Source organism: Ferdinandcohnia sp. QZ13, assembly GCF_031324165.1.
GTDB lineage: Bacteria > Bacillota > Bacilli > Bacillales > Bacillaceae_L > Ferdinandcohnia.
Genome location: NZ_JAVIVW010000001.1, coordinates 2054456 through 2077250, shown reverse-complemented (window position 1 = coordinate 2077250; position 22795 = coordinate 2054456). Strand labels below are relative to the sequence as shown.

At 36.4% G+C, this 22795-nt stretch carries 18 protein-coding genes; 14 read left to right on the top strand and 4 right to left on the bottom strand.

Translation table 11 applies throughout. From position 1 onward, the window contains the following. Positions 1–299: 299 nt before the first annotated feature. The 6 genes from RGU12_RS10065 to RGU12_RS10040 all read left to right on the top strand — a co-directional run bounded on the left by RGU12_RS10065 (position 300) and on the right by RGU12_RS10040 (position 6506). Complete coding sequence (locus tag RGU12_RS10065; RefSeq protein ID WP_309535963.1) at positions 300–1298, top strand: hypothetical protein; 999 nt, start codon at positions 300–302, stop codon at positions 1296–1298. 161 nt (positions 1299–1459) lie between these two features. Continuing rightward, on the top strand, positions 1460–2656 hold the full coding sequence (locus RGU12_RS10060) for a phosphoenolpyruvate hydrolase family protein (protein WP_309535962.1): 1197 nt from the start codon (positions 1460–1462) through the stop codon (positions 2654–2656). A 194-nt stretch (positions 2657–2850) separates the two neighbouring features. Then, positions 2851–4065 carry a Tm-1-like ATP-binding domain-containing protein gene (locus RGU12_RS10055; RefSeq protein WP_309535961.1) on the top strand — a complete coding sequence of 405 codons (1215 nt, stop codon included), beginning with the start codon at positions 2851–2853 and terminating at the stop codon, positions 4063–4065. A gap of 15 nt (positions 4066–4080) precedes the next feature. Next, on the top strand, positions 4081–4911 hold the full coding sequence (locus tag RGU12_RS10050; protein ID WP_309535960.1) for a phosphoenolpyruvate hydrolase family protein: 831 nt from the start codon (positions 4081–4083) through the stop codon (positions 4909–4911). A 130-nt stretch (positions 4912–5041) separates the two neighbouring features. Continuing rightward, entirely contained in the window at positions 5042–5470 is a 429-nt protein-coding gene (locus tag RGU12_RS10045) for a cupin domain-containing protein (protein ID WP_309535959.1), read from the top strand. A gap of 169 nt (positions 5471–5639) precedes the next feature. Continuing rightward, a complete protein-coding gene (locus RGU12_RS10040) occupies positions 5640–6506 on the top strand; it encodes a hypothetical protein (RefSeq protein ID WP_309535958.1) in 867 nt (288 codons plus the stop codon). Positions 6507–6774: 268 nt separating this feature from the next. Here the strand turns inward: RGU12_RS10040 and RGU12_RS10035 are convergent, their stop codons facing one another. Further along, positions 6775–7332 carry a DoxX family membrane protein gene (locus tag RGU12_RS10035; protein ID WP_309535957.1) on the bottom strand — a complete coding sequence of 186 codons (558 nt, stop codon included), beginning with the start codon at positions 7330–7332 and terminating at the stop codon, positions 6775–6777. Between the two features lie 958 nt (positions 7333–8290). On the opposite strand from RGU12_RS10035, the gene RGU12_RS10030 reads away from it, so the two are divergent. From RGU12_RS10030 to RGU12_RS10010, 5 genes are all read left to right on the top strand, one after another. Beyond that, positions 8291–9454, top strand: coding sequence for an ankyrin repeat domain-containing protein (locus RGU12_RS10030; protein WP_309535956.1), 1164 nt, complete (start codon positions 8291–8293; stop codon positions 9452–9454). 24 nt (positions 9455–9478) lie between these two features. After that, a complete protein-coding gene (locus RGU12_RS10025) occupies positions 9479–10744 on the top strand; it encodes an amidohydrolase (RefSeq protein WP_309535955.1) in 1266 nt (421 codons plus the stop codon). Positions 10745–11433: 689 nt separating this feature from the next. Then, positions 11434–12018 carry a TetR/AcrR family transcriptional regulator gene (locus RGU12_RS10020; RefSeq protein ID WP_309535954.1) on the top strand — a complete coding sequence of 195 codons (585 nt, stop codon included), beginning with the start codon at positions 11434–11436 and terminating at the stop codon, positions 12016–12018. Positions 12019–12308: 290 nt separating this feature from the next. Continuing rightward, a complete protein-coding gene (locus RGU12_RS10015) occupies positions 12309–12710 on the top strand; it encodes a DUF4064 domain-containing protein (RefSeq protein ID WP_309535953.1) in 402 nt (133 codons plus the stop codon). Between the two features lie 125 nt (positions 12711–12835). Then, a complete protein-coding gene (locus RGU12_RS10010) occupies positions 12836–13240 on the top strand; it encodes a DUF6223 family protein (RefSeq protein ID WP_309535952.1) in 405 nt (134 codons plus the stop codon). 548 nt (positions 13241–13788) lie between these two features. On the opposite strand, the gene RGU12_RS10005 is transcribed toward RGU12_RS10010, so the two are convergent. Next, the gene (locus RGU12_RS10005) at positions 13789–14382 is read right to left on the bottom strand and encodes a TetR/AcrR family transcriptional regulator (RefSeq protein ID WP_309535951.1); all 594 of its coding nucleotides are present in this window, start codon (positions 14380–14382) and stop codon (positions 13789–13791) included. Positions 14383–14540: 158 nt separating this feature from the next. Between RGU12_RS10005 and RGU12_RS10000 the strand changes: the two genes are divergently transcribed. After that, positions 14541–15494: a zinc-binding dehydrogenase gene (locus RGU12_RS10000; RefSeq protein ID WP_309535950.1), complete on the top strand. Its 954-nt coding sequence runs from the start codon at positions 14541–14543 to the stop codon at positions 15492–15494. Between the two features lie 252 nt (positions 15495–15746). Here the strand turns inward: RGU12_RS10000 and RGU12_RS09995 are convergent, their stop codons facing one another. Further along, the gene (locus tag RGU12_RS09995; RefSeq protein WP_309535949.1) at positions 15747–16616 is read right to left on the bottom strand and encodes a helix-turn-helix transcriptional regulator; all 870 of its coding nucleotides are present in this window, start codon (positions 16614–16616) and stop codon (positions 15747–15749) included. Between the two features lie 102 nt (positions 16617–16718). Between RGU12_RS09995 and RGU12_RS09990 the strand changes: the two genes are divergently transcribed. Further along, positions 16719–17414 carry a DUF4386 domain-containing protein gene (locus RGU12_RS09990; RefSeq protein ID WP_309535948.1) on the top strand — a complete coding sequence of 232 codons (696 nt, stop codon included), beginning with the start codon at positions 16719–16721 and terminating at the stop codon, positions 17412–17414. A gap of 398 nt (positions 17415–17812) precedes the next feature. Here RGU12_RS09990 and RGU12_RS09985 read toward each other — a convergent pair whose 3' ends face one another. After that, complete coding sequence (locus RGU12_RS09985; protein ID WP_309535947.1) at positions 17813–21334, bottom strand: bifunctional 2',3'-cyclic-nucleotide 2'-phosphodiesterase/3'-nucleotidase; 3522 nt, start codon at positions 21332–21334, stop codon at positions 17813–17815. A 682-nt stretch (positions 21335–22016) separates the two neighbouring features. Here RGU12_RS09985 and RGU12_RS09980 point away from each other — a divergent pair. Then, positions 22017–22778 carry a Nif3-like dinuclear metal center hexameric protein gene (locus RGU12_RS09980; RefSeq protein WP_309535946.1) on the top strand — a complete coding sequence of 254 codons (762 nt, stop codon included), beginning with the start codon at positions 22017–22019 and terminating at the stop codon, positions 22776–22778. Positions 22779–22795 lie beyond the last annotated feature (17 nt).

The following is a 22795-nucleotide window of genomic DNA, read 5'->3' as shown; positions in this document are numbered from 1 at the left end:
AGGCAGCAAATACAGCTGCCTTTTATCATGCTTACATAAGTTTGCATATAGCTTTTTTAAAAGTTGGAGTGCAAAATAACACTTAAAACATGCGCAAAATATCTCCAGAAGTCACTGATTTCTAAAGCCTAAAATCTTACAGGATCTAAAGGGATTTTTAATGTCATATTTTTGTAATAATTATTTATCATTTTTTGTAGATTAATAGAGGATTTTGCAATTCCGTGACAAATTAATAACTATGGAAGTACGTGTTCCTATGATAAATATTACTGAAATCAAATTAATGAAGGAAGCATATGTCTGCTATCATACCAGCTTATAAACGAAAATACGGAGGATTAAAAATGATTTATATAGGCGACGTAATTACTTTACTTGCACGTAATTTCAAAAACTATGATTTATCGATTGACGAATTTTTAGTGCTAAATGGACTTTTAACGAACCTTAATAATAATTTAAATCATCGAAAGACAGTCGAAAATATAGCTCAAACGACCAGTAAAACAATCGAAGAAGTAAATAGTATTTTAAACTTATTAGTCGAAAGTGAGAAGTTACCTTTAGATGAAAAATACATGATCCAGTTAGATGAACTTTACTACGCTTTAAATCGTGCAGAACGTGAGGCTATGAGCCTTATAGAACGAATCAAACGGGCGAAAAGAGAATCTTATCAAATGGGAGGATATGGTGAATTTCCTCATATGGGTATGGTAGAGCTAGGAGTCAATACTGAAAAAGGGATTTGTATCCAAGATAACGAAGGTTTTATCTGGAATCGTAAAATGATGAAAGAATTAGCGCATGAAATAATAGAGTTTGTCAATCATTACGACGATGAAGATATCGAAAAATATAATAAAGGGCTTCAAGAACGAAAGGAGCGAGAAGCTGAACGAAGAAAACGAGAATTACAAGAAAGGCAAAAACAAAAGGAAGAAGCCCGACTTCCGGTAAACGGGAATATCATAATTTTTAAAATTCCAAACGGTTATTATAAGTTTTCCTATAGTACGCAACTGTCCGTTTCTACGAAAATCGTAAACTTAAAAGAGCAATACGGGGATCATATCCAGATTATTCATAGTATCGAAGTTCATGATACTATGAAATTTTATCACCAATTTTTAAAGAAACAGTTTACGAATCGTGCCGTCGATAAACAAAGAAACTCTGAATACGATTTAACTCAAGAAGATATCGAGTTTATTAAAAACGAGAAGTATCCTTCGAACGCGATGGAGTGGGCGTTTGGTACAGTCACGACAGGTAACGAGGAGAGTAAATCATAAGCGATATTTTTGAACGTTAGGGTGAAGATATTCCAGGTCAATGTTAGCAGAATTAAATGGTCTGCCCCCCCAGTGTACTAAAGCGTTACCTCACTTGTGGGCAGGTCCCATGCCTTTTAATTCATTTTCCAAAAATTGTATGTAAACAAAGTGGTGAAAAAATGAAAGCGCTATTAAAACAAAAGCTAATAAATAAAAATAAAAAGAAGGAATATATTATTGCTATTGCAACCGGGACAGGAGTTTCCGCAAAACATGCTGTTAATGGGGGCGTTGATTTTATTTTGGCGTTAAATTCTGGTCGTTTTAGACAAATGGGGGTGAGTTCTTTAGCAGGTTTTTTGCCAGTTTCCAATTGTAATAGTTTAGTGATGGAATTTGGCTCAAGGGAAATACTCCCGATTGCCAAAAGCGTCCCTGTCATTTTGGGGTTGTGCGCAACTGATCCTTTAATAGATTTAGAGAACTTCATTAATAAAATAAAATCCTCTGGTTTTGCCGGAATTAATAATTATCCGTCTGTAGGGATGATTGACGGACTTTTCGGAGAAGCGCTGGAAGAGGAGAACATTTCTTATTCTCGTGAAGTTGAAGCAATAAAAATTGCTAATGAGAAGGGACTATTTACAATTGCTTTCGTCTTTAATAAAGAGCAAGCCATTCAAATGCTAAATGTCGGAGCTGATGTTATTTGTGTCCATTTTGGCTTTACAAAAGGGGGACTGCTTGGCGCAAAAAAGGTGTTAACCTTAGTTGAAGGCGTTCAACTTACGAAGGAAATTTTTGAAGCATGTGACCAGGAAAGTGATCGAGAAGTTATAAAAATGATTTACGGCGGATCTGTTTACACACCTACTGACCTAAAGTATATGTATGATAACACGAGCACAATGGGATATATCGGCGGGTCGGCGTTTGAAAGGATTCCGATTGAAAATGCGATACCCTCCCTTATCGAAGAGTTTAAAAACACGGGTTCAAAGGAATCGGACGAATTTTTAATAAAAATGCTGGAGGGTGTTAAAAAGCACTACGATTACGTCGGTTTTGTAAAAGAATACATAAAGAAAAATTATATGCACAGCATTTCGTTATTTGATTTAGCGCAAGTCTCACATATTTCAAGACCTTATTTAAGTCAATTATTTGGTAAAGAAGTCGGCTGTTCTTTCAGAGATTATCTAACAAATTTCCGCATGAATAAAGCGAAGGAAATCATTAAACAAAAAAAATTCCGCTTAGTGGAAGTTGCTGAGATGGTTGGCTATAAAGACTATGCTCACTTTAGTAAAGTATTTAAGAAAAGTGTCGGAACATCACCAAGGGAATTCCAAGAAAAAGGGAACCAAAATGTGTAGAACGACAAAGAAATATTACAAAAACACATATAAACCATTACCATTATACATGTCTTTAAATAAAAAATAAGAGTATCCTTTTCTTAAGGTAGGAAATGTTCATACTATTTCAGTGATTTTTAACACAAAGTTAAGTTTCTATGTTTCTTATTTTTTTGTAAACGCTACCAATAGTTAAGGAGGGAGGACTTTTTATGGGGAAGACGATTTTGTTAATTGGTACTCTAGATACAAAGGGGGCTGAATACGCTTATGTACGAGACTTAATTTCCGAAAGAGGGCATGAAGTTATTTTACTTAATGCGGGTATTGTAGGAGAACCAACTGTCACACCTACGATAAATGCTGAAGAGGTTGCCAAAGCTGGTGGCAGCAGTTTAGTGGCATTGCGTGAACAAGGAGATAGAGGTTTTGCTATGAATATTATGTCAGAAGGTGCTGCTAATATAGCCATACAATTGTGCGAGAATAATGAAATTCATGGTGTGATGGGAATGGGTGGCTCTGGCGGTACAGCTGTAATCACTCATGCGATGCGTGCCCTGCCTGTCGGTTTTCCTAAGCTCGTTGTTTCAACAGTTGCTTCAGGAGATGTACGTCCTTATGTTGGCGATAAAGATATTACAATGATGAATTCTGTCGTTGATATCGCAGGTCTAAATCGAATTTCACGACGAATTCTGGCAAATGCTGCTGGGGCTCTTTGTGGGATGGTGGAACAAACGATACTCGAAGTGAAAGATAAACCGTTAATTGCAACAACTATGTTTGGAGTTACAACACCTTGTGTGGAAAATGTTCGAAATAAATTAGAAGACGCTGGTTATGAAGTACTCGTTTTTCATGCAACTGGCAATGGCGGCCAATCGATGGAAGCGCTTATACATGATGGGTTCATTGAAGGTGTAGCTGATATTTCAACAACGGAATGGTGTGATGAGCTAGTCGGCGGAGTTATGTCTGCCGGTCGGAATCGTCTTGAAGCAGCGGTACAGAAAAAAATCCCTCAAGTGGTATCCTGTGGAGCGCTTGATATGGTGAACTTTGGCGCGATGGAAACTATACCTCAAAAATTCGCAGATCGTACCTTCTATAAACATAATGCTAACGTGACTTTGATGAGAACGACGCCTGAAGAATGTGCCGAACTAGGTCAAATCATTGCGGAAAAGTTAAATCAAACGACAAGTCCAACGTCGATATTTTTTCCACTAAAAGGGGTAAGTGCAATTGATCAAAAAGGTCAGCCTTTTTACTTGCCTGAAGCTAATGCAGCATTGTTCGAATCCATCCGTACTCACTTAAATAAAGATGTTGTTGATTTAATAGAACTGGATTTACATATTAATGATCCGCAATTTGCTGAATCAATGGCGAATTATTTACTTGAAAAGTTAAAAAACAAATAGAAAGCTGGTTTTGAAATGGCTAATTTTACGAGAGAAGAAGTTGTAAAACGATTGAAACAACAAATTAATGATGGAAAACCCATTATAGGTTCTGGTGCAGGAACTGGGATTTCCGCAAAGTTCGCCGAAAAAGGTGGCGTTGATCTCATTATTATTTACAATTCAGGTCGCTATCGGATGGCGGGGAGGGGGAGTCTTGCAGGCATGTTGCCTTATGGAGATGCCAATGCAATTGTAATGGAAATGGGATCTGAAGTACTCCCAGTGGTAGAAAATACACCTGTTTTAGCAGGTGTCTGTGGAACTGACCCATTTAGATTGATGCCAAACTTCTTACGTCAGATAAAAGATATGGGATTTGACGGGGTTCAAAACTTTCCAACTGTTGGTCTAATCGATGGAATATTCCGCGCCAATCTTGAAGAAACCAATATGGGATATGACTTAGAGGTCGAGATGATTCGTCAAGCCCACGAACTGGGTCTGCTCACTTGTCCATACGTATTCACACCAGAACAAGCAGTAAAAATGGCGGAGGCAGGGGCGGATGTACTTGTTCCTCACATGGGCCTAACTACGAAAGGTAGCATTGGAGCAAAAAGCACACTAACACTTGAAGAAGCAGCGAAAAGTGTTCAAGCAATGCGTGATGCCGCTGTAAAAGTTAACCCGGATATTATCGTGCTTTGTCACGGGGGTCCAATTGCCGAACCGGAAGATGCACAATATATATTTGAACATACTGAAGGTATTGCTGGATTCTTTGGGGCTAGCAGCATTGAACGCTTATCCACTGAACCAGCTATTGAGGCACAAGCCCGTAGGTTTAAGGATTTAACCGTGTAATAAACCTATTATTAGCTGTTTTGGTCCATCATTTACAGTATTTTAATAGGTCGATGTCACAAATAACTAGAAATTATAATGTGAGAAAAGCAGAACAGAAAACTCAAAAAACAATTAGGGAGGAAGAAAGATGTGCAATGTAATTGAAATGGCAGGATTAAGATACGTAAACCCGGAGGATGTAGAAACACAAGTTTTTGACTGGGGAACTTTAAAGTGGTTAAGTGAGCCACGCGTAACAGATGCACAAAAATTTAGTATGGGAATCGTTAATTTAAATCCAGGAAAAGGGCATAGTCGGCATAACCATCCAGAGGAAGAGGAAGTTCTTTATGTAGTTTCGGGTGAAGGTGAACAAACTGTAAACGACGGTCCTCCAACAAAAATTACAGCTGGTATGTGCGTACATATACCTGCGGGAGTATACCATTCCACAGTTAATACTGGCTGGGAAACGCTTAAATTAGTTGCAATATACAGCCCGCATGGTCCAGAAGCAGTACTTAGAGCTGACCCTAACTGCACAGTGTTGGAGCCTGGAAAGCTACCGGGGGAGTAATATCTCTCTGTAATGGTGACAATTAAGGAACCTACCTCAGTGTGTGAATCGTACACACTGGGGGAAGTTCCTTTTTTCGTTCACAAATTCACCACAAAAAAATTCATAACGGATGCCCTTTTTTTACCACCACCTTTCTATAACAACAATGAAAGGGTGGTGCATTCGTATGAATTTAAAATCGGGCACAATTGATCAGTTTGAGGGCTATTCAAATTTTAGTAGTTTACAGGAATTCAACAGACATATGGAGATGTGGATGCTTCAATACAAGGATGATTTTTCAAAAGGTGAGCTTGTTGGGTTAAAACGCCTTGTTCGTTATTCTGCAAAAATCCCAGGGGTTTGCAATGCAAAGATAGGTACGATGCTGAAGTCCATCCATGAGGAATACAATGGCAATGGCGTGTCTCGTTCTACTTTTAAACGGATGATTCAAAAAGCTGTGGCTTTAGGTATTTTTACGGTTTATGAAACGGAGCGCAAGAATGGCTCACAATCTAGCAATCTTTATGTGTTTAATCGTTACCCTGAAATGACTTCAACTCATCATGAACCACCTGAAACGGAAATTTTGAACCACCCTAATGAAACTAGTAATCCTTTGAAAACTAAACAAAATATAAAAGAACGTAAAGACGCTCCTCTCGATTTCACATTTACAAGTGATCGAGTTCCTGTTTCCTTTGTGGAAGCAATAAAACCATTTTTTCCTGAATCAAAAATAATCGAGGAATATTGGAAAATGACAATCATTGCAGCTAGTAAACACAATCGTGACGGGGAATGTATAGATATGATTGAGTTATCGATAAAAGCCTTCAAACAAATGCTTATCAAGCTAAAGAGAAATACTGTTCATAATCCTTTTTCCTATTTTTATGGAGTGTTAACTAGAAAATTGGAAGTGTTATACGATCAGGAATTAGAAGAAGAAGAGGAATATTTTGCGGAAAGTATTAGCATGCAGCGAAAAGAAGCATCCAAAAAATCTGAGTTATTTTCGTTACTTCAGGAGGTATTGCCACTTGCTTAGACGTTTCTCTAGTTTTTCAATACAACGTCATCGTGCTAGCGGATGACACCATGGAGACTACAATGTCAATATCCTAACATCTCTTAGACTATCAAAAAATGTAATATTTCAATTTCATTGAAATGGTACTGGAAACAAATGTAGGAAAAGAATAACGGCTTTAAAGGGGCTGATGGAAAATCGTTATGTGAAGTGATTATAAAAGAAGAAGCAGGTTCCTGTTAAGTGGAAATCCTGCTTCTGGTGATAAAAAAGATAGTGACTAAATTTATTGTTTGCTTCGTGTCCACGGCGTACCTAAACGAGGTAATGCCCAGCGGTCTAGTCCATACCAGCCTGCTACCTTCCAAGCTAGAACTAGCCAGGTTGCAAGAATAAAGAGTACAGGGTTTGCACTTAATGTACCTGCAAATAAAAATGTAGCATTCATAATACTTCCGAAGAAAGCAGCAATTCCTGTAAGCAGTCCTAAGATTAATCCTAAGCCAACTGCTATTTCTCCAAATACAACCATATAGGAAAAGACAGTTGCATTTGGCAGTACCATGTTTTCTAAAAACATTGCATACCAGCCTGCAACATCACCGCTAGTTTCTGATTTTTCAATCGCTCCACCAACAAAGCCTTTAATGGCTGCACCGGCATTTTCTCCTGTCCAAGCTGGGTTTCCAAATTTACCTAAGCCTGAAGTCAACCAAATGTATCCAACATACAAACGGATAATTAACCAAATCCAAGCAGAACGTGTGTTGTTAAATAAATACGAGGATACAGGATTTTCTGGAATAATAATTTCATTTCCTGCTTTAATGCTATTTCTTCCCATCAAACTTCCTCCTTTCCTAATCACATAGATTATAACAGGTAAATATCTCCATTGGGAGCCATTCTTAATTTGTTTGGGATCAGACGCCTTTTTTCCCACATCCCCACCAAATCATCAATAGTCTCTTTTAATCACAACGCCTACCTTTTTCCTAAACTTTTTAGTTTTATTGTACAAAATATTCCATTGATACAAGTTACGGTAGGGTTAAAATCTTGTTAATTATATGAAGAAAATGAATATCATATTCATATTTCTTTGCAGTTCGCCAATTGATCCCAAATGTTTTTAAATTTCATTTATAGGTTGAGAGTTATGAGTTGTAATATTTTGATACAATTAACTTCAGACATTGCTAGCATTCCTTTCCACCTCCACTGCTTTTGCTTCGACACACTAACGGCAGGGAAGATATTGGATGATTTTTTATGCTAAGTATGTGTTATGGTTCTTTGTATAACATCATTTTGGTTAATTACGGAGAACCTCATCATAAGTAAATACAAGTGAAAAAGATAAACACTACTACATCAATTTGTCTGCGATCACCACTCAAGCCGTGTTGAAGCGGTAACCTAGTTGGTAATTAAATAATTCAGCAAAGAAAATGATTGCAAAGCCGACCCTGAATTCATTATCGAATTTGGGGTCTTTCTTATTTTATCAGGGGTTTGGTAATATAAGTCTATCAACTTGTGGGTTGCAAGGATTGGTTAATTATTTTATTTATTGAATTTGGTGTCTTCATTGAATATCAAATATCAAAGATTATTATAAAATTACATAGACAGTCATATAGTAAATGGATAAAATCTGCATAAAATATTTATAATTTCATTGTGCTAAATAAGCTAGAAAGGGCTAGCTGACTTAAAGAAATAGTGAAAATACTTTAACGTTCAGCGGCAAAATATAGTTAATTATAGAGAGTAAAATTAAGTTACTGAAGGAGTTACCGATGCAAATAAAAACCTTACATAAGGACCTAATTATTGCAAGTGAAAATGGAGTATTGGAGGATGTTAAGCGCCTTCTGCAAGAAGGAGCAAGCATTCATTATAAGGATCAGGGTGGTAGAACCGCCTTAATGGCGGCTACACAAAAAAATAAAATTCATGTTGTTCAATTGTTATTAGAAGCTGGAAGTGATGTTAATACAAGAGATATTACCCAGTTAACTCCGTTTATTTGCGCGGGTGCAAACGGATTTCATGAAATTTTAAGCATGATGCTTAAATATGGTGCAGACCTCAAAAGTGTAAATCGATTTGGTGGTACGGCTTTACTGCCTTCTAGTGAAAAAGGGTATTTAAAGACGGTTCAAGTTTGTTTAGATGCCGGAGTTCCAGTCGACCATGTGAATGATTTGGGTTGGTCTGCTTTATTAGAAGCAGTTATTTTAGGAAATGGTGGCCGTTTGTTTTCTGAAGTTATCCAACTTCTTGTTGAAGCGGGAGCGGATGTAAACTTACCAGATAGAGACGGTAAGTCTGCAATTCAGCATGCAGTAAAACTCAATCAAGTAAAGGTTGCTAAAATCTTAAACAAGGAATATGTAGAAAATTGTAATATCGAAAAAGCTAAATCACTCTACAAGGAAGATAAGTACGAAGAAGCTATTGCTACCATAAATCATGGCCTTGCAAGTGACTTTGAAAATGTAGATTTATATTTTTATAAAGGGTATTTTTTACAAGAAGCAAAGAGGTATAAAGAGGCACTCACGCAATTTGAGATGGCCTTAGCGATAGATTCAAACGACTTAGACTTTTATTTCTATACTGCCCAATGCTTCCGGTTGATGAAAAAACAGGAGGAAGCGCTTGCTGAATATGATAAGGCATTTGCACTGGACCCAAATGGTACCTTTTACCGATACCATAAATCAAATTATTTAAGAGAACTTGGTAGACATGAGGAAGCCGTTGGTGTGATGGACAAGCTTTTGGCTCTTCAACCACATCGGTACGATTTCTCATTTCACAAAGCTAACAGCCTAAGGTCACTCGGAAAACATGAAGAAGCAATAGAAGCAATTGAGAATGCAATTAAATATGATCCTACTAATTCTTTGTACCATTTGCACAAAGAACATTCTCTTAAATTACTAGGAAAAAAATAGATTCAAACAAAGGAGAGTAACCAAATGGAAGAAAGAAATATTTTTAATGAAGAACTTCATAAAAAGAACTCGTTCATACTCTTAAATGTTCGATTAGAAAGTGGATTTCAATTTGAAAATGATGAGGTTGTTGGAACGGAAACAGAATTGCGTAATCTCCAAATTGAGAATGGTGTAATAACAAAAATTCAAGGGATAAATGAGCCTTATAAAAGAGATATTGATATTTATGATGCGAAAGGCATGCTTCTTCTCCCTAGCTTTAAGGAAATGCATATCCACTTAGATAAAACTTATTATGGAGGACCATGGAGAGCGGGTGCAAACCGAAAAACAATATTTGACATGATTGCTTTAGAGGAAGAGTTACTTCCAGAGTTACTTCCAACTGCTCAGGAACGAGCTGAAAAACTCATTAAGCGACTCCTTAGCTATGGCTCAACATATATTCGAAGTCACTGTAATATTGACCAAACAATCGGTTTAAAAAATCTCGAAAAACTAAAGAGTGCTTTAGAGAATTATTCAGATAAGGTTTCATATGAAATCGTGGCTTTCCCACAACATGGATTGCTTCGTTCCAATGTCGAAGGGCTGTTGCGTGAAGCGATGCAGCTTGGGGTCACTCATGTTGGTGGACTTGATCCGACAATTGTTGATGGCAATATGGAAAAATCATTGGAAACCATGGTACAAATCGCAGTTGACTACAATGTGGGCATTGATATACATCTCCATGAAGGAGGGGATACGGGAATAAAAGCTATTACTAGATTGGCAGATTTTACAGAAGAGGCTGGTTTAGAGGGAAAAGTAACGATCAGTCATGCATTTTCACTTGCCTCCATAGCTGAAGTAGAAGGAATTGAGCTTGCAAATCGTTTAGCCTCATTAGGTATCTCAATTGCTTCAACTGTTCCAATAGGTAAAAACGTTATGCCAATCCCACTACTTCAAAAGCAAGGAGTAGAAGTTCTACTTGGAAATGATAGTATTATAGACCATTGGTCACCGTTTGGGATCGGGGATATACTTCAGAAAGCACATCTTGCAGCCCAATTATACGGATGGAGCAATGAGTATAATTTATCCCAATCGTTGGCTCTCGCAACAGGAGGTATTACACCTTTAAATCAAAACGGAGTTCAAATTTGGCCAAAGATTGGTGACGAAGCAACAGCGGTCCTTGTTCAAGCTAGCTGTTCTGCTGAAACCGTTGCCCGGCTGCCAAAGCGTGCTGTCGTATTACATAAGGGTGTTTTTTCTTCAGGATCGTTAGAAAAAAAGTAATATCACATCTTCTGGTTATAGATGGATGAGTTACTGGCTAAGCTTCGGAATTGAACAGCTTAATTAATGAGATCTATGGAGAGAGCCAGTGTGTTAATCAAGAATGAATACTATTCCCAATTACTACCGAATGTCAAGTAACTCAAAATGAGCATTGAGAATTACAGTTCCCAATGCTCATTTTTTGTCCCTCAAATAACAACGGTAAACCGTATCATAAGTAAGTTAAATTATGTAATCATTTTTAGGAAAACACCACTACACCTATATTTATCTGCGATCACCACTCAAGCCATGTAGAAACGGTCGCGCAATTAGTGTTGAAATAGTTTACAATTGCTATACAAGTCAAGTCAAAGCGGTATCAAATTGATGAAATTATAACCAAAAAATAAAATGTCAAAAAGACCCTGAATTTGTAAAAAGCCACTATGAATTCAGAATCTTATTTAATATAAATAAGTAAGTTCTTATACATTGATTACGAGAACAAAAACTTATTAATAAAAGGTAAATGTAAAGGATTTTGGGAGCTTTTGATAAAGGAAAAAACAACAACCGCCCTAACATTTATTATTTCTACTAGTGTAAGATGTATATTTGTATTGACAATTCATTTTATACTGCATATCATAGTGAATGAATAGAAAATATATTCATTCAAAAATCATGGAGGAGGGTGATGAAACTTGATTCATCCAGATAAACGACAAACCCTTTTTGACGCAGCACGTGCTATTTTTTCGGAACAAGGATTTAAGAAAACTAACATAGCAGCAATTACAAACCGAGCAAATGTAGCAGTCGGTACATTTTATAAATACTACACTTCAAAAGAACAGATTTTCTGTGAAGTTTATCTGGCTGAAAATGAACAGGCCAAGCGCAAAATCATTTCGCAAATCGACACTGATCAATCGCCAAAGGAAGTTGTTAGACAATTTTTTGAAAAGGTCCTTCAAATAGGTAAACATAATGCAATTTTAGCTGAATGGTATCAGAATACCGAGATTAGCCAACTCATTATGGAACATAATCAAGATAGCGACGATTGGCAAAACAGCTTTGTATACAGTTTTTTAATCGACAGTATTAAACGCTGGCGGGAGTCCGGTCAATTCCGTCAGGATATCGATTTAGATACAATGATAAGTCTTTTTAAGGCGCTGGTTGTTGTTGATATCCATCACGATGAAATAGACAGCCAAAATTATCCACAAGTAATTAAATTACTGGCAGAAATAATTGTTGATGGGCTGTCTGCAGAATCATAGAACGCTACTTATAAAAGTGGCGTATGTTTTTACATCAATGTGAATGAATGAAAAAAATATTCATTCAACGAGAGAATACGAATATGTCGGTATCCAAAAAACACAATTAGTATAACTTGCATTAATGGTTCGGTGAAACCATAGAAAGTCTATAATTCTATTTTTTGTATTAGAGTCGGGAAAACATGACTGATCCGATTGGTCATTGACTTTTAAAATCGATGAATAAGGTTTGAGTTTAAGTATCTGAATACGGAAAAGTTAGTTTGTTTGAAAGGAGGTTTATTCATATGAAACGTATAGGAGAAATCGTATTAAGTGTTATTGGAGTGCTCATGAGCCTACTCATGGTTGGGACTGGTGCTGTCTTTTTATACCTTAAGAATAATGAGGCTTTTCTAGGATACTTGGATTCTGGTTGGAGTGAAAGCCAAAATGCCTACACACTGGATCAGTTAAGCCAATCTGGAACTATGTTTATTTTCTCCGGAATTATTGGAATTGTACTTGGAGCAAGTGCCGCAATGTTATTGAAAGGAAATTGCAATCCGAAAATTGTAGGATGGGGATTGATTATTGTATCAGTGTTGATTAGCATCATTTCATTATTTGGTGCTATTCCTGCCTTGTTTTTTATAGTTGCGGGGATTGTGACATTGGTTAGAGAGCCAAAAAGTAATGCGGAAAGATAAAAGATTCACAAAAGCGTTTGAACTATCGTTACATTTGGTTAAGCATGATGATGAGAATAGAAATCAATGATATCCGAATTAATCCAGTTTGCAAATAGAACAGAACAGAAGGGAGTAATTAACTAATGAATATTAAGATAGTTTCATTCATAACAATTTGTACACTTCTACTTGTGCCAACAATTGTCTCTGCTGAAGTAACTGACGGTAATATCGGATTCGGATTTACCCCAATGCGACTGAGGGCAATTGTAGCTGCAGTGGTGGGACTAATAAGTGTAGTTATAGGTGGGCTGTCACTGGCCCGCTCCAAGGGTAATTTCGGAACTGGCAATGGGAAAGTCGGGGCAATCGTTGCCGCTGTGGTGGGGCTGTTTGGTATAGTCCTCGCTGGACTGCATCTTGCCAACTCCACGGGTGGTTTTGGCACAGGTAATGGGCGTGCAGGGGCCATAGTGGCAATATTGGTGGGACTTATCGGTATCGTCCTCGCTGGGCTAACTCTAATCCGTGCCCGCCGAACCGACTGACTCGGACTATGTCATTGGATATAAAAACAAAGCCTAAGTCAAGCAAAGAATAGCTAGCTAAATTTATTTTCGGCTATTTATATTTAAGGTAGCTATTCATTTTAAAAATAGACTAAAGAAGAATTATGGTCGTTACAACGTCAACATTAGGTGGACTCATCCATCGTAGAAAATAATACCCAAAATTACTACCATAATTGATTTTTTGTTTGTGCGTTTTCTTATCTCTACAATTATCTTTTATCTATTAATCCCACTAAAATAATAAATTAAACTCACCAACATCTTTTGTGTTGCCACATACACTCTGGACATTGCGAAGCGTTCGCGTTGTTGGAGGTTATCATAATTATATTAAAAGAACGAGTTCCGATTTTGGTGGAATTCGTTCTTTTTTGCTTGTTAACGAGAGTGTATCTCCCAACTAATTTAAAATGATGACATAAGAAATGTCGTATGAATTGGCAAACGTCATTTTCTTTATTTTACAAGGTTATTAATAATTATCTATTCACGCAACACATGAAAATACATATTTCTAAAGTTTGTTAAGTGTCGATTTCTTTGATAACAAACCCTCTTGCAAAGGTATTTAAAATACGTATGAGACGATCTGTCATTTCACCGGGTGTCACATCAAAATCATGCGCAATCCAGTCCGTAATTAACCCCGCCGTACCATATGCTATATAACGCTTTTGGTGGTAATCATCAACAGAAGACACATCGTATTGAAATTCAAATTTATTTTTCAATAAATTAAATATCGCTTCAGGCAGTTGATGGTGAATGTGTGGCAAGGTGTCTTCTAAAAGTAATAATGTAAAGTAATCACGGTGATCGTAAATATAATACAACAAATCGAAGGAGTTTGTTGTTAACTCTTCTACTTTTACCCGACTTTCGCTTTGGTATTTAGACATGCTGTAATATTGAATGGCTTCAAACATTTCATCCATTAACTCTTCAACAAGCTCGTATATGTTTTGATAATACACATAATAGGTTGTTCGATTATATTGCGCATAATCAACGATGTCCTTCACCGTAACAGCACTAAATCCCTTTTTATGTACCATTTCAATAAATGCCTTTTTTAAGAAATTCTTTGTCCGCATCGCTTGGGGGGAAGTGGATTTCATCATATTCCTCTCCTATTAGACAGATTTGATGAAAATGTTGGTTTCTTCAACATTATAGCAAATATTAAGGATGGTTTACAGGGAGCGAAACCTAGTAAACTATAAGTGTAGCTAGAATTATTAAAAAAATAAGATTTGAACAACTTGGAGGAGATAGTATGAGAGGTTGGCTATTTTCAGGTACAAATAAACCATTAGAATTGATTGAAAAAGAAGATCCGAAAGCGATTCCAGGTCACGTTGTGATAGACGTGAAAGCTGCTGGTCTATGCCATTCAGACGTTGCAGCATTACAAGATCCAGGTTGGATGCCACTTTTCCCAAATGGTCCAGTTATTATGGGGCATGAGTTTGCTGGGGTTGTTATTGAAGTGGGTGAAGGTGTTGAAGGTATTAAAGTTGGAGATCGTGTTGGGGCTAACCCAATGAATAGAGAAACAAAAGTAACTGCTGGGTATAACTATGACGGCGGGTATGCAGAAAAAGTGCGTGTTCCAGCAGATCAATTAGTAATCATTCCTGAAGGCGTTTCCTTTGTAGAAGGGGCAGCTTCAACAGATGCTGGAATCACAGCGTATCGTGCTCTTTTCAGTATTGGACAAGCAAAAGAAGGTACAAAATTAGGAATTATCGGTATCGGTGGACTTGGCCAATTTGCTCTACAAATGGCATTAATTAAAGGTTGCGAAGTATACGCTACAGATGTATCTCCAGAAGCTCGAAAACTTGCTGAAGAACTAGGGGCTAATAAAGTTTACGACACGGTTCTAGATATGAAAGAAGCAGAATGCGATGTCATTGTTGACTTTGCTGGTTTTGGACAAACAACTTCTGATGCATTAGAAGCTGTAAAAGTTCAAGGAACAGTTGTCATTGTTGGTATGGGTAAATTAGAATCTAATATCAATACTTACTTGATGATTACAAAAGAAATTAAGCTTTTAGGAAGCAATGGTGGATCCGTAGAAGACTTAAAAGGTGTATATGATTGCTTCGCTACTGGAAAAATGAATCCAGCACTTATCACAATCCCGTTTGAAGAAGTCGACAAAGGTATAGAAAAACTGAAAAATCATGAAGTAAAAGGACGCTTAGTAGCTGTATTTGAATAAATGTAAGTTTCCTTATAAAGGTAGAGGTTGGGATAAAACAATCCTCTAAAATGAAAAGCCTGTGAAATTTTGTCGTGAAATTTCACAGGCTTTTATATTTTTAGCACGGAATATTCTGTGATCACCCCTAACTCATTACAGCAAGATTTGGAAAGTCTAACTAAACCAATTTTGGTATCTTATTATTAATCAAATCAATTTTATTAATTTGAAAGGAGCATATACGAAAGTATGGTTAATTATTAATCACTATTAAAAATCTAAATCAATAGGCAGTTTTTTGATAGGCGTATAGATGTGGTAGTCCGAATTAAGATTGTGAATATTATCAAAAACTTGAATGAGTTCGATATGTGAATTCTCAGATTCCTGCTTTGAGATTTTTAAAAATCTTGCAAAATCAGTTTTTAAAACATCACCTATGTCGAGTAAATCACCGAAATATTTGAACTTCGCACAGAAAAGTTGTGGTATATCAACGGTAAAATAATAGGGTTTATCTATTTGTATATCATGTGGGATTCCGACCAGAACCTTGAAACGGGTTGAATTTGGTTGACAGTCTGAATAGATGACATAACATGATCCATTTATTGTTTCATCAATGTTATTTAGTAGCATTTTTGAATGAGAGCGGATCTTCGCCTTGTAATCATCAGTTGCCAGGTCCACTTCAAAAACAATGCCACTCACTCTAATTGTATCGAATTCCGTTAGGGTGAAATCAGTGACAATATCCCCATTGATGTTTTTGATGTGTCTTTTAACCACTGAAGGTATTGGCACTTGAGATAGGGTCTTATCTTTTACTCTTAGTGAACTTGGAGTTATACCGTATTGACGTTTGAAAGCGCGGGTGAATGATGATTGAGTTCCAAAGTTTAGTTGATACGCAATATCCGTTAGAGATAAGCTATCGTTTTGTATTAATGGTAGTGATGCATTCAATCTTCTGGATAGTATGTAATTGTTAAGTGAATAACCCATCATGGCTGAAAAAAGTCTATGAAAATAGTATTTGGACGTGTTGGAGGCATTAGCAACAGAGTCTAATGATAAAGGTTGTTGAAGATTCTTTTCAATATAAATCAAAGCATCTTCAATTACTTCATAATGGTCCATAATAACCCCTCATATTAATAGATTTTTGAATGTTCTGAAATCAGTATATCATAGGACAATCACTAAGTAGCTATATTATTTTTTTCAAGGGAGGTAAAGTTGATGACACGAGATCGCATGAATGGGATTACAATAGGTATTTTATATATAGTGGCTGCGGTCACTTCAGTCATAGCTGTTGTCTATTATCAACCAGTATTGTCAGAACAATGGTATACGTCTGTGGTAGATGGATTTGAAACGAAGGTTTTGATTGGAGTACTAAATGATCTTTTTCTTGTAGTGGCGGCTGTTGGGACTGCTGTTATGCTGTTTCCATATCTCCGTCGTTGGAATGAACATATTGCATTAGGTTTTCTTTGTTTCCGATTTATGGAAGCTGTTTTTATCGTGATAGGCTTGGTAAGCATATTAGGTCTATTGCATCTTAGTATGTATTATGGAACAGACAACTTAGATAGTGAAAGTCTTCATGCTTTAGGTTTAATGTTGCAATCTTTTCATCGTTGGACTTTTATGTTAGGTCCGAATTTGATGTTAGGTTTAAATACTATCATGTATAGTTATTTGCTTTTCAGAACAGGTTTAGTGCCAAAGCCGTTAGCGCAATTTGGGATGATTACTGCCATTTTGGTATTCATTGCAGGTTTACTAGACATGTTTGGTGTAGTAGAGCCTATCTCTACAGCAAAAGGACTAATTGCACTACCTGTGGGCGTTTATGAGATGAGTTTAGCTGTCTGGTTAATTGTAAAGGGATTTCATAAGCAAAATCTTGAAAAACTAAAAGTGAATTAGTGATTAAATGCAAATGCCTGCTCCCCAGTAAAGTGCTTGGGGTCAGGCAATTTTTATTGTAGAAAATGGAGTAAGAGCCTTGTAAACCGCGCAGACCTCTATGTTTTGTCAAAGCTTTACCCGATACACTCATTTGCCTGGAATCTCTGCTCAATTAAGCATGTTATTGGCAACATTCTGGACTTGGTTATAATAATTACAATTACTATATCTATAATTTTCTGCAATCACTATTCAAGCCATTTGAAGAGAGTGAAGAAGTAAAATTAATTTATCAGGTAAGTTTTTTAAAAGACATAAAGAGGAGCAGAACTAAGTAATTAGAAACAACACAATCGTTTGTTAGAACATTGGAACTGTATGGATTCGTTCATAGAATCTATACAGTCCTCAGTTAATTAATTTACTCTTTGAATTCTTCCTTCAGACTTATATTCAAAAGGAGAAGGTAATGTTTTTACAAAATCAACGGTTGCGTCAACATCTACTGGTCCAACTTCTAAATCAGTAGAAAGAGCCCCAATACCGTATTTAAGGTTTCCGGTCATATAGTTGTTGACCACAACAGTGTATTCTTTCGTTTTATCAATCTTGCTTCCATCTGGTAAGAAGATGTCTATAACCTTACCTGTTTTAGCAGTGTCGTCATAAGTATACGTGTATTTAAAGCCAGCAATATGGAAGTCAAGACCTCTATCTGTAATCTGGTTATTTAACACTGTCTCTAAATCTGCACCGCTAAGTTTTACTTTATTTAACACATTACCAAACGGCTGAATGGCAAATAAATCACCAAATGTTACTTCACCTGCTTCTAGTGGTGAGCGGACACCGCCCCCATTCATCATGGCAAAGTCTGCGTCCATTGCAGCTTTCATACCATCTGCAATCAGATTTCCAAGAGCAAAATCCCCAAATTCATTAGCTACAGTTGGATAACTTTTTTCAAGGGTTGATAAAGATTGTCCAACGACTTTTGCTTTAATTGGTTCAGCCTTCTCTGTATATTTTTTCATAATCGATGCAACTTCTGGATCTGGAGTATAGTCCTTTTGATAAACAGTTTTAATCTCCGCTGATTTAGTAATGATATCTCCAGTAACGCGGTCAATCTCAACTTCTACATCCGAAAAAGCGGATCCATAAGAATAAGCTTGAACAATTAGTTTGTTATCCACTACTCGGTTTACCATTACATGGTTGTGTGCTGCAAAGATGACATCCACTTCATCATCAATTTGTTCTGCAATTCTGCTAGCGTCGAATGAACCTGCATAACCTGTTTGGGTAGCAGGGTTATGTGCAAGGACGATAATTGCTTCAATTCCTTGTCCTTTTAATTCTTCAGTATACTTGTTAATGGCTTCGACTTCGTCTGTAATCTTTAATGATTCGTTTCCTTTTCTAACAATCATGGAAGGCGTTTCTTGAGTTACAACTCCAATGACACCAATTTTTTCACCTTCAATTGTGAAGATGGTGTAAGGGTCCGTAATTAAATTTCCGTCTCTTGTATCATATGCATTTGCTGCAACAAGAGGGAAGTTCATTCCGTCATAACCAACCGATCCGTTTGGATGATCTCCACCGTTCATCATACGGTGTAATTCATCAATCCCTTCATCAAACTCGTGATTCCCGAAAGTACCTGCATCAAAACCGATATTTTCCATTACTTCAACGGTAGGCTCATCTTGGAAAAGAGCAGAAATTAATGGGCTTCCCCCAATCATATCTCCTGAATGTAAAATTAGTGTATTAGGATTTGTTGTTTCCTCTTCTTTTAATGCAGTTGCTAAGTATTCAATTTGCCCAGCTGGTAAATCTCCGACTTTTGTAACCGTATCTAACTGTCCATGTAAATCATTTACTCCTAAAAGCTGAACCTTTAATGGGTCGCTATTTGAATCGCTATTAAAGTTGAAAGTAAAGATTCCAAAACCTTTTGGTTCGGTTTTGCCAGTATAAGTAAATGTGCTTTCATCCGTGATATATTGCTCTGCTTTTGGTGAAGTCGTAAAAGTAACATTTACATTTCCTGAGATTGGAGCAATAGACCAGTTTCCATCAGTATTTGGAGTAATTTCTTTCATCTCAGAAATATAGTCCATTAACACTTGACGGTTTTCATCGGCTGAATCGACTACTATTTCACTTCCTTTTAATCCAGGGAAATTTCCTCCGCCACCAGCACGATAATTATTGGTTACCACGATAAATTCTTGCTCTGGATTTAAAGGTTCTCCATTATACTTAAGATTCACAACACGACTGGAGTTCGGGTTTAAAAGTGCCCCATTTGGTGCGTATTTAGCAGGTTTTGTAACATCAATCTGATATTCTACGCCATCAATTACATCAAAATTAAATACTTGAAATCCTGGATTTAGTAACGGTTGTTCAGTTGTAATTGAAGGATCAATGGTGTTGTATTGACCGGCAGACATTTCAATCCACTCTTTAACAACCGAACCTTTTACTTTAATAGCTTTTAAAGTGTTGTCATAAAGATATAAGTCACCTGCACTACGAATCGTCAAATCACCTTTTTTGATTTCCGTATATTCATCAACACCATTACGACCAGCTTTAAAAGGAGCTCCTGCTGATAAAATTGGAAGATCTTTTAATTCTGGCTTGTTTAGCTCAATGTAATTTTCGACATACCATTTTTGTGCATTTGTAACTACTTGAATAGATGGATCATCTTGTACGAGTGCGAAATAGCTATAAATGTCATCTGTTGTTGTTCCAATCGGTGTATTCACATATTCTAAGGTAGCTTCGTGATCGGCTTTAACAGCATCGACTATGGCTTGGTCTGGTTGAACAGAATCCACTTGTCTTGTTGAGGATTGTGAATTAGAAATTGTCCATTTACCTTTTATTTTTTGTAAGGTAAGATCAATAATTCCTAATGTTCCGCCACCAAATCCAGCTTGTACAGCAGCTACACCGTTAATCGTTCCTTTTTCGTTATCTACTCCAGGCAGAGGTTGTCCGTCGGCACCTTTGAACAATGTATCTAAACTTGATACATTGTTTGCTGGGAATGTTTTATGAGTATGTGAAAATGTAATGGCGTCAATACCGGGTACTTTACTTAAAGCATATATTGTATCTTCAGTATTTGCTTCATTTCCACTAAAACCTGAGTGAGCTAATGCGATTATTACATCTGCTCCTTCTTCTTTCATAATAGGGATATAGTTTTTAGCAGTTTCTACGATATCTTTTGTTATGACCTTCCCATCCAAATTCGATTTATCCCACTCATTAATTTGAGGAGGAACGAATCCGATATATCCGATTTTAATGACATTTGTTTTGCCAGATTCATCTTTGACTTTTTTATTTACAATTTTATACGGGGTATATTTATTAATATCATTAGTTGGATCATTATCATGATCATCTACATATACATTTGCATTTACAAAAGAGAAGTTTGCATCATCATATACTTCGTCTAGATACTCCAGGCCATAGTTGAACTCATGGTTTCCAAGTGTCGCCATATCATAGCCCATTAAGTTCATGGCTTTAATAGCTGGATGTATTTCTCCATCCTCTAAAGGGTCTATTTTTGCTTTGTATGTACTAAGAGGATTCCCTTGAATAAGGTCACCATTATCCACGAGTACAGAGTTTTTTACTTCTTTTCGAGCTTCTTTTACAAGAGTTGCAGTTTTAGCCAATCCTAGTTTAGGGGCCGAACTATTCTTGTAATAATCAAAGCTTAGTAGATTTGTATGAATATCAGTCGTCTCCATGACGCGAAGTTCAACTTGTGATTGAATCTTGTCTTTGGAGGGATTTGCAGCCATTGCATTGCCAGGCAAGAAAGGAGCTGCTAACAAGGTGATTGCAAGTGTACTGGACAATATTTTCTTGCTACTGTTTCTAATTTTTAATTTCATAAAGTACTCATCCATTCTTCTAAATTTTTGTGTTTAATAGACCCAAAGATTAATATAGCAAAATAAATTTTAATATAGTGTTAATTTTCTTAACATTAGGTAAAAGGTAATAGTGATTCTAGCGTTTTCTCTTTTAAATGATTAATTGTGCTTATTTTTCGATTTGCTAAATTTAATTGTTTTGAGAATAAATACACAGGTATTTAGTAGCGCGTTTATGCTAACTAGCCTCAATTTTTAGTGGGAGTTGAATAATTGTAAATAAAAATTTACATGTAATCGACCTCTAATAAGAGGAAGTAAGAGGAAGATTAAAAGGATATGTAAATTTTATTTAGAGAGTATATTGGGAGGAATTGTGGAAGTACCTTAACCATCTTAGTATCAGTGGGCTATACGTATTTTAGTTGAATATCGATATAAATTTATGTTCCCTCAGGTTAAAAATTGGGGGAATTTGCATTAGGTCTAGCTTTTACAAAGAAATTAGAGTTCTGCGTATAGATTTATAGTTTTTCACAAATATAGTTTGCAGATAGAATATATAAGTATAGGAAATATATGGGTATGATAATATGGGGGTAGGGGTAAGTATTTAGAGAAAATTTTAACAATCAAGAAATTAGATCAAGAATAGAAGCCTTAAGACTACAGGCAAATCAGAAATTAAGGAGGTACCTACATGGATGTTTCATATGTTGTTGAACGAATTGATGCTCTTTTTAATGTAACAAATAAGGAAATCTATTCGAGTGAATCAGGGATTACATACCAAGCAGATAGAAAAGTAAAAAAAGTAGGATACTGTGTGAACCTAACGCTTGAAACTGTAGAGGAAGCAAGAATCCATGGAGTGGATATGATGGTGACACACCACGATGCATGGGATGAAATATTTGGATTGAGAGAGGCATGCATAGAAAAACTAGCAGAGTATGGTATAAGTCACTACTATAATCACTTGCCACTTGATGACTGTACCTTTGGAACAAATGATAGTTTAGTAAAGAAATTAAATTTGGAAATTGTTAAAAGAACCCACGAATGGGAAGGGTTATATTTTGGTAGAGTAGCAGAATATAACCAAGAAATTGAACTTAATGAATTAGTAAAAACTATGGAGAATCTACTTGAAGAGCCAGTTAAGTCTTGGAAGTTTAATGATAAAAAGATAAAGCGAGTGGGTTTAGTCTGTGGGAATGGAGCGCCAACAGTTTGCCTTAAGGAAGCAGTTGAAAATGAGTGTGATGTATACATTACAGGTGAATGTAATTTGTATACGATTCAATATGCTGAGTTTAAAGGAATAAATTTGATCATTGGGAGTCATACTTTCACGGAATTGTTTGGAATTGAAAGTTTAGCATTGAAATTGAAAGAGAATATAAAGGAACTTGAAGTAGTGAGACTTAATGAAGAGCATTATGAAGCGAATATAAGATAGGATATAATAACAGAGAA

Coding starts and splice junctions, on each gene's coding strand:
- RGU12_RS10065 (WP_309535963.1), top strand. CDS start 300: ATGTCTGCTATCATACCAGCTTATAAACGAAAATACGGAGGATTAAAA.
- RGU12_RS10060 (WP_309535962.1), top strand. CDS start 1,460: ATGAAAGCGCTATTAAAACAAAAGCTAATAAATAAAAATAAAAAGAAG.
- RGU12_RS10055 (WP_309535961.1), top strand. CDS start 2,851: ATGGGGAAGACGATTTTGTTAATTGGTACTCTAGATACAAAGGGGGCT.
- RGU12_RS10050 (WP_309535960.1), top strand. CDS start 4,081: ATGGCTAATTTTACGAGAGAAGAAGTTGTAAAACGATTGAAACAACAA.
- RGU12_RS10045 (WP_309535959.1), top strand. CDS start 5,042: ATGTGCAATGTAATTGAAATGGCAGGATTAAGATACGTAAACCCGGAG.
- RGU12_RS10040 (WP_309535958.1), top strand. CDS start 5,640: ATGAATTTAAAATCGGGCACAATTGATCAGTTTGAGGGCTATTCAAAT.
- RGU12_RS10035 (WP_309535957.1), bottom strand. CDS start 7,332: ATGGGAAGAAATAGCATTAAAGCAGGAAATGAAATTATTATTCCAGAA.
- RGU12_RS10030 (WP_309535956.1), top strand. CDS start 8,291: ATGCAAATAAAAACCTTACATAAGGACCTAATTATTGCAAGTGAAAAT.
- RGU12_RS10025 (WP_309535955.1), top strand. CDS start 9,479: ATGGAAGAAAGAAATATTTTTAATGAAGAACTTCATAAAAAGAACTCG.
- RGU12_RS10015 (WP_309535953.1), top strand. CDS start 12,309: ATGAAACGTATAGGAGAAATCGTATTAAGTGTTATTGGAGTGCTCATG.
- RGU12_RS10010 (WP_309535952.1), top strand. CDS start 12,836: ATGAATATTAAGATAGTTTCATTCATAACAATTTGTACACTTCTACTT.
- RGU12_RS10005 (WP_309535951.1), bottom strand. CDS start 14,382: ATGAAATCCACTTCCCCCCAAGCGATGCGGACAAAGAATTTCTTAAAA.
- RGU12_RS10000 (WP_309535950.1), top strand. CDS start 14,541: ATGAGAGGTTGGCTATTTTCAGGTACAAATAAACCATTAGAATTGATT.
- RGU12_RS09995 (WP_309535949.1), bottom strand. CDS start 16,616: ATGGACCATTATGAAGTAATTGAAGATGCTTTGATTTATATTGAAAAG.
- RGU12_RS09990 (WP_309535948.1), top strand. CDS start 16,719: ATGACACGAGATCGCATGAATGGGATTACAATAGGTATTTTATATATA.
- RGU12_RS09985 (WP_309535947.1), bottom strand. CDS start 21,334: ATGAAATTAAAAATTAGAAACAGTAGCAAGAAAATATTGTCCAGTACA.
- RGU12_RS09980 (WP_309535946.1), top strand. CDS start 22,017: ATGGATGTTTCATATGTTGTTGAACGAATTGATGCTCTTTTTAATGTA.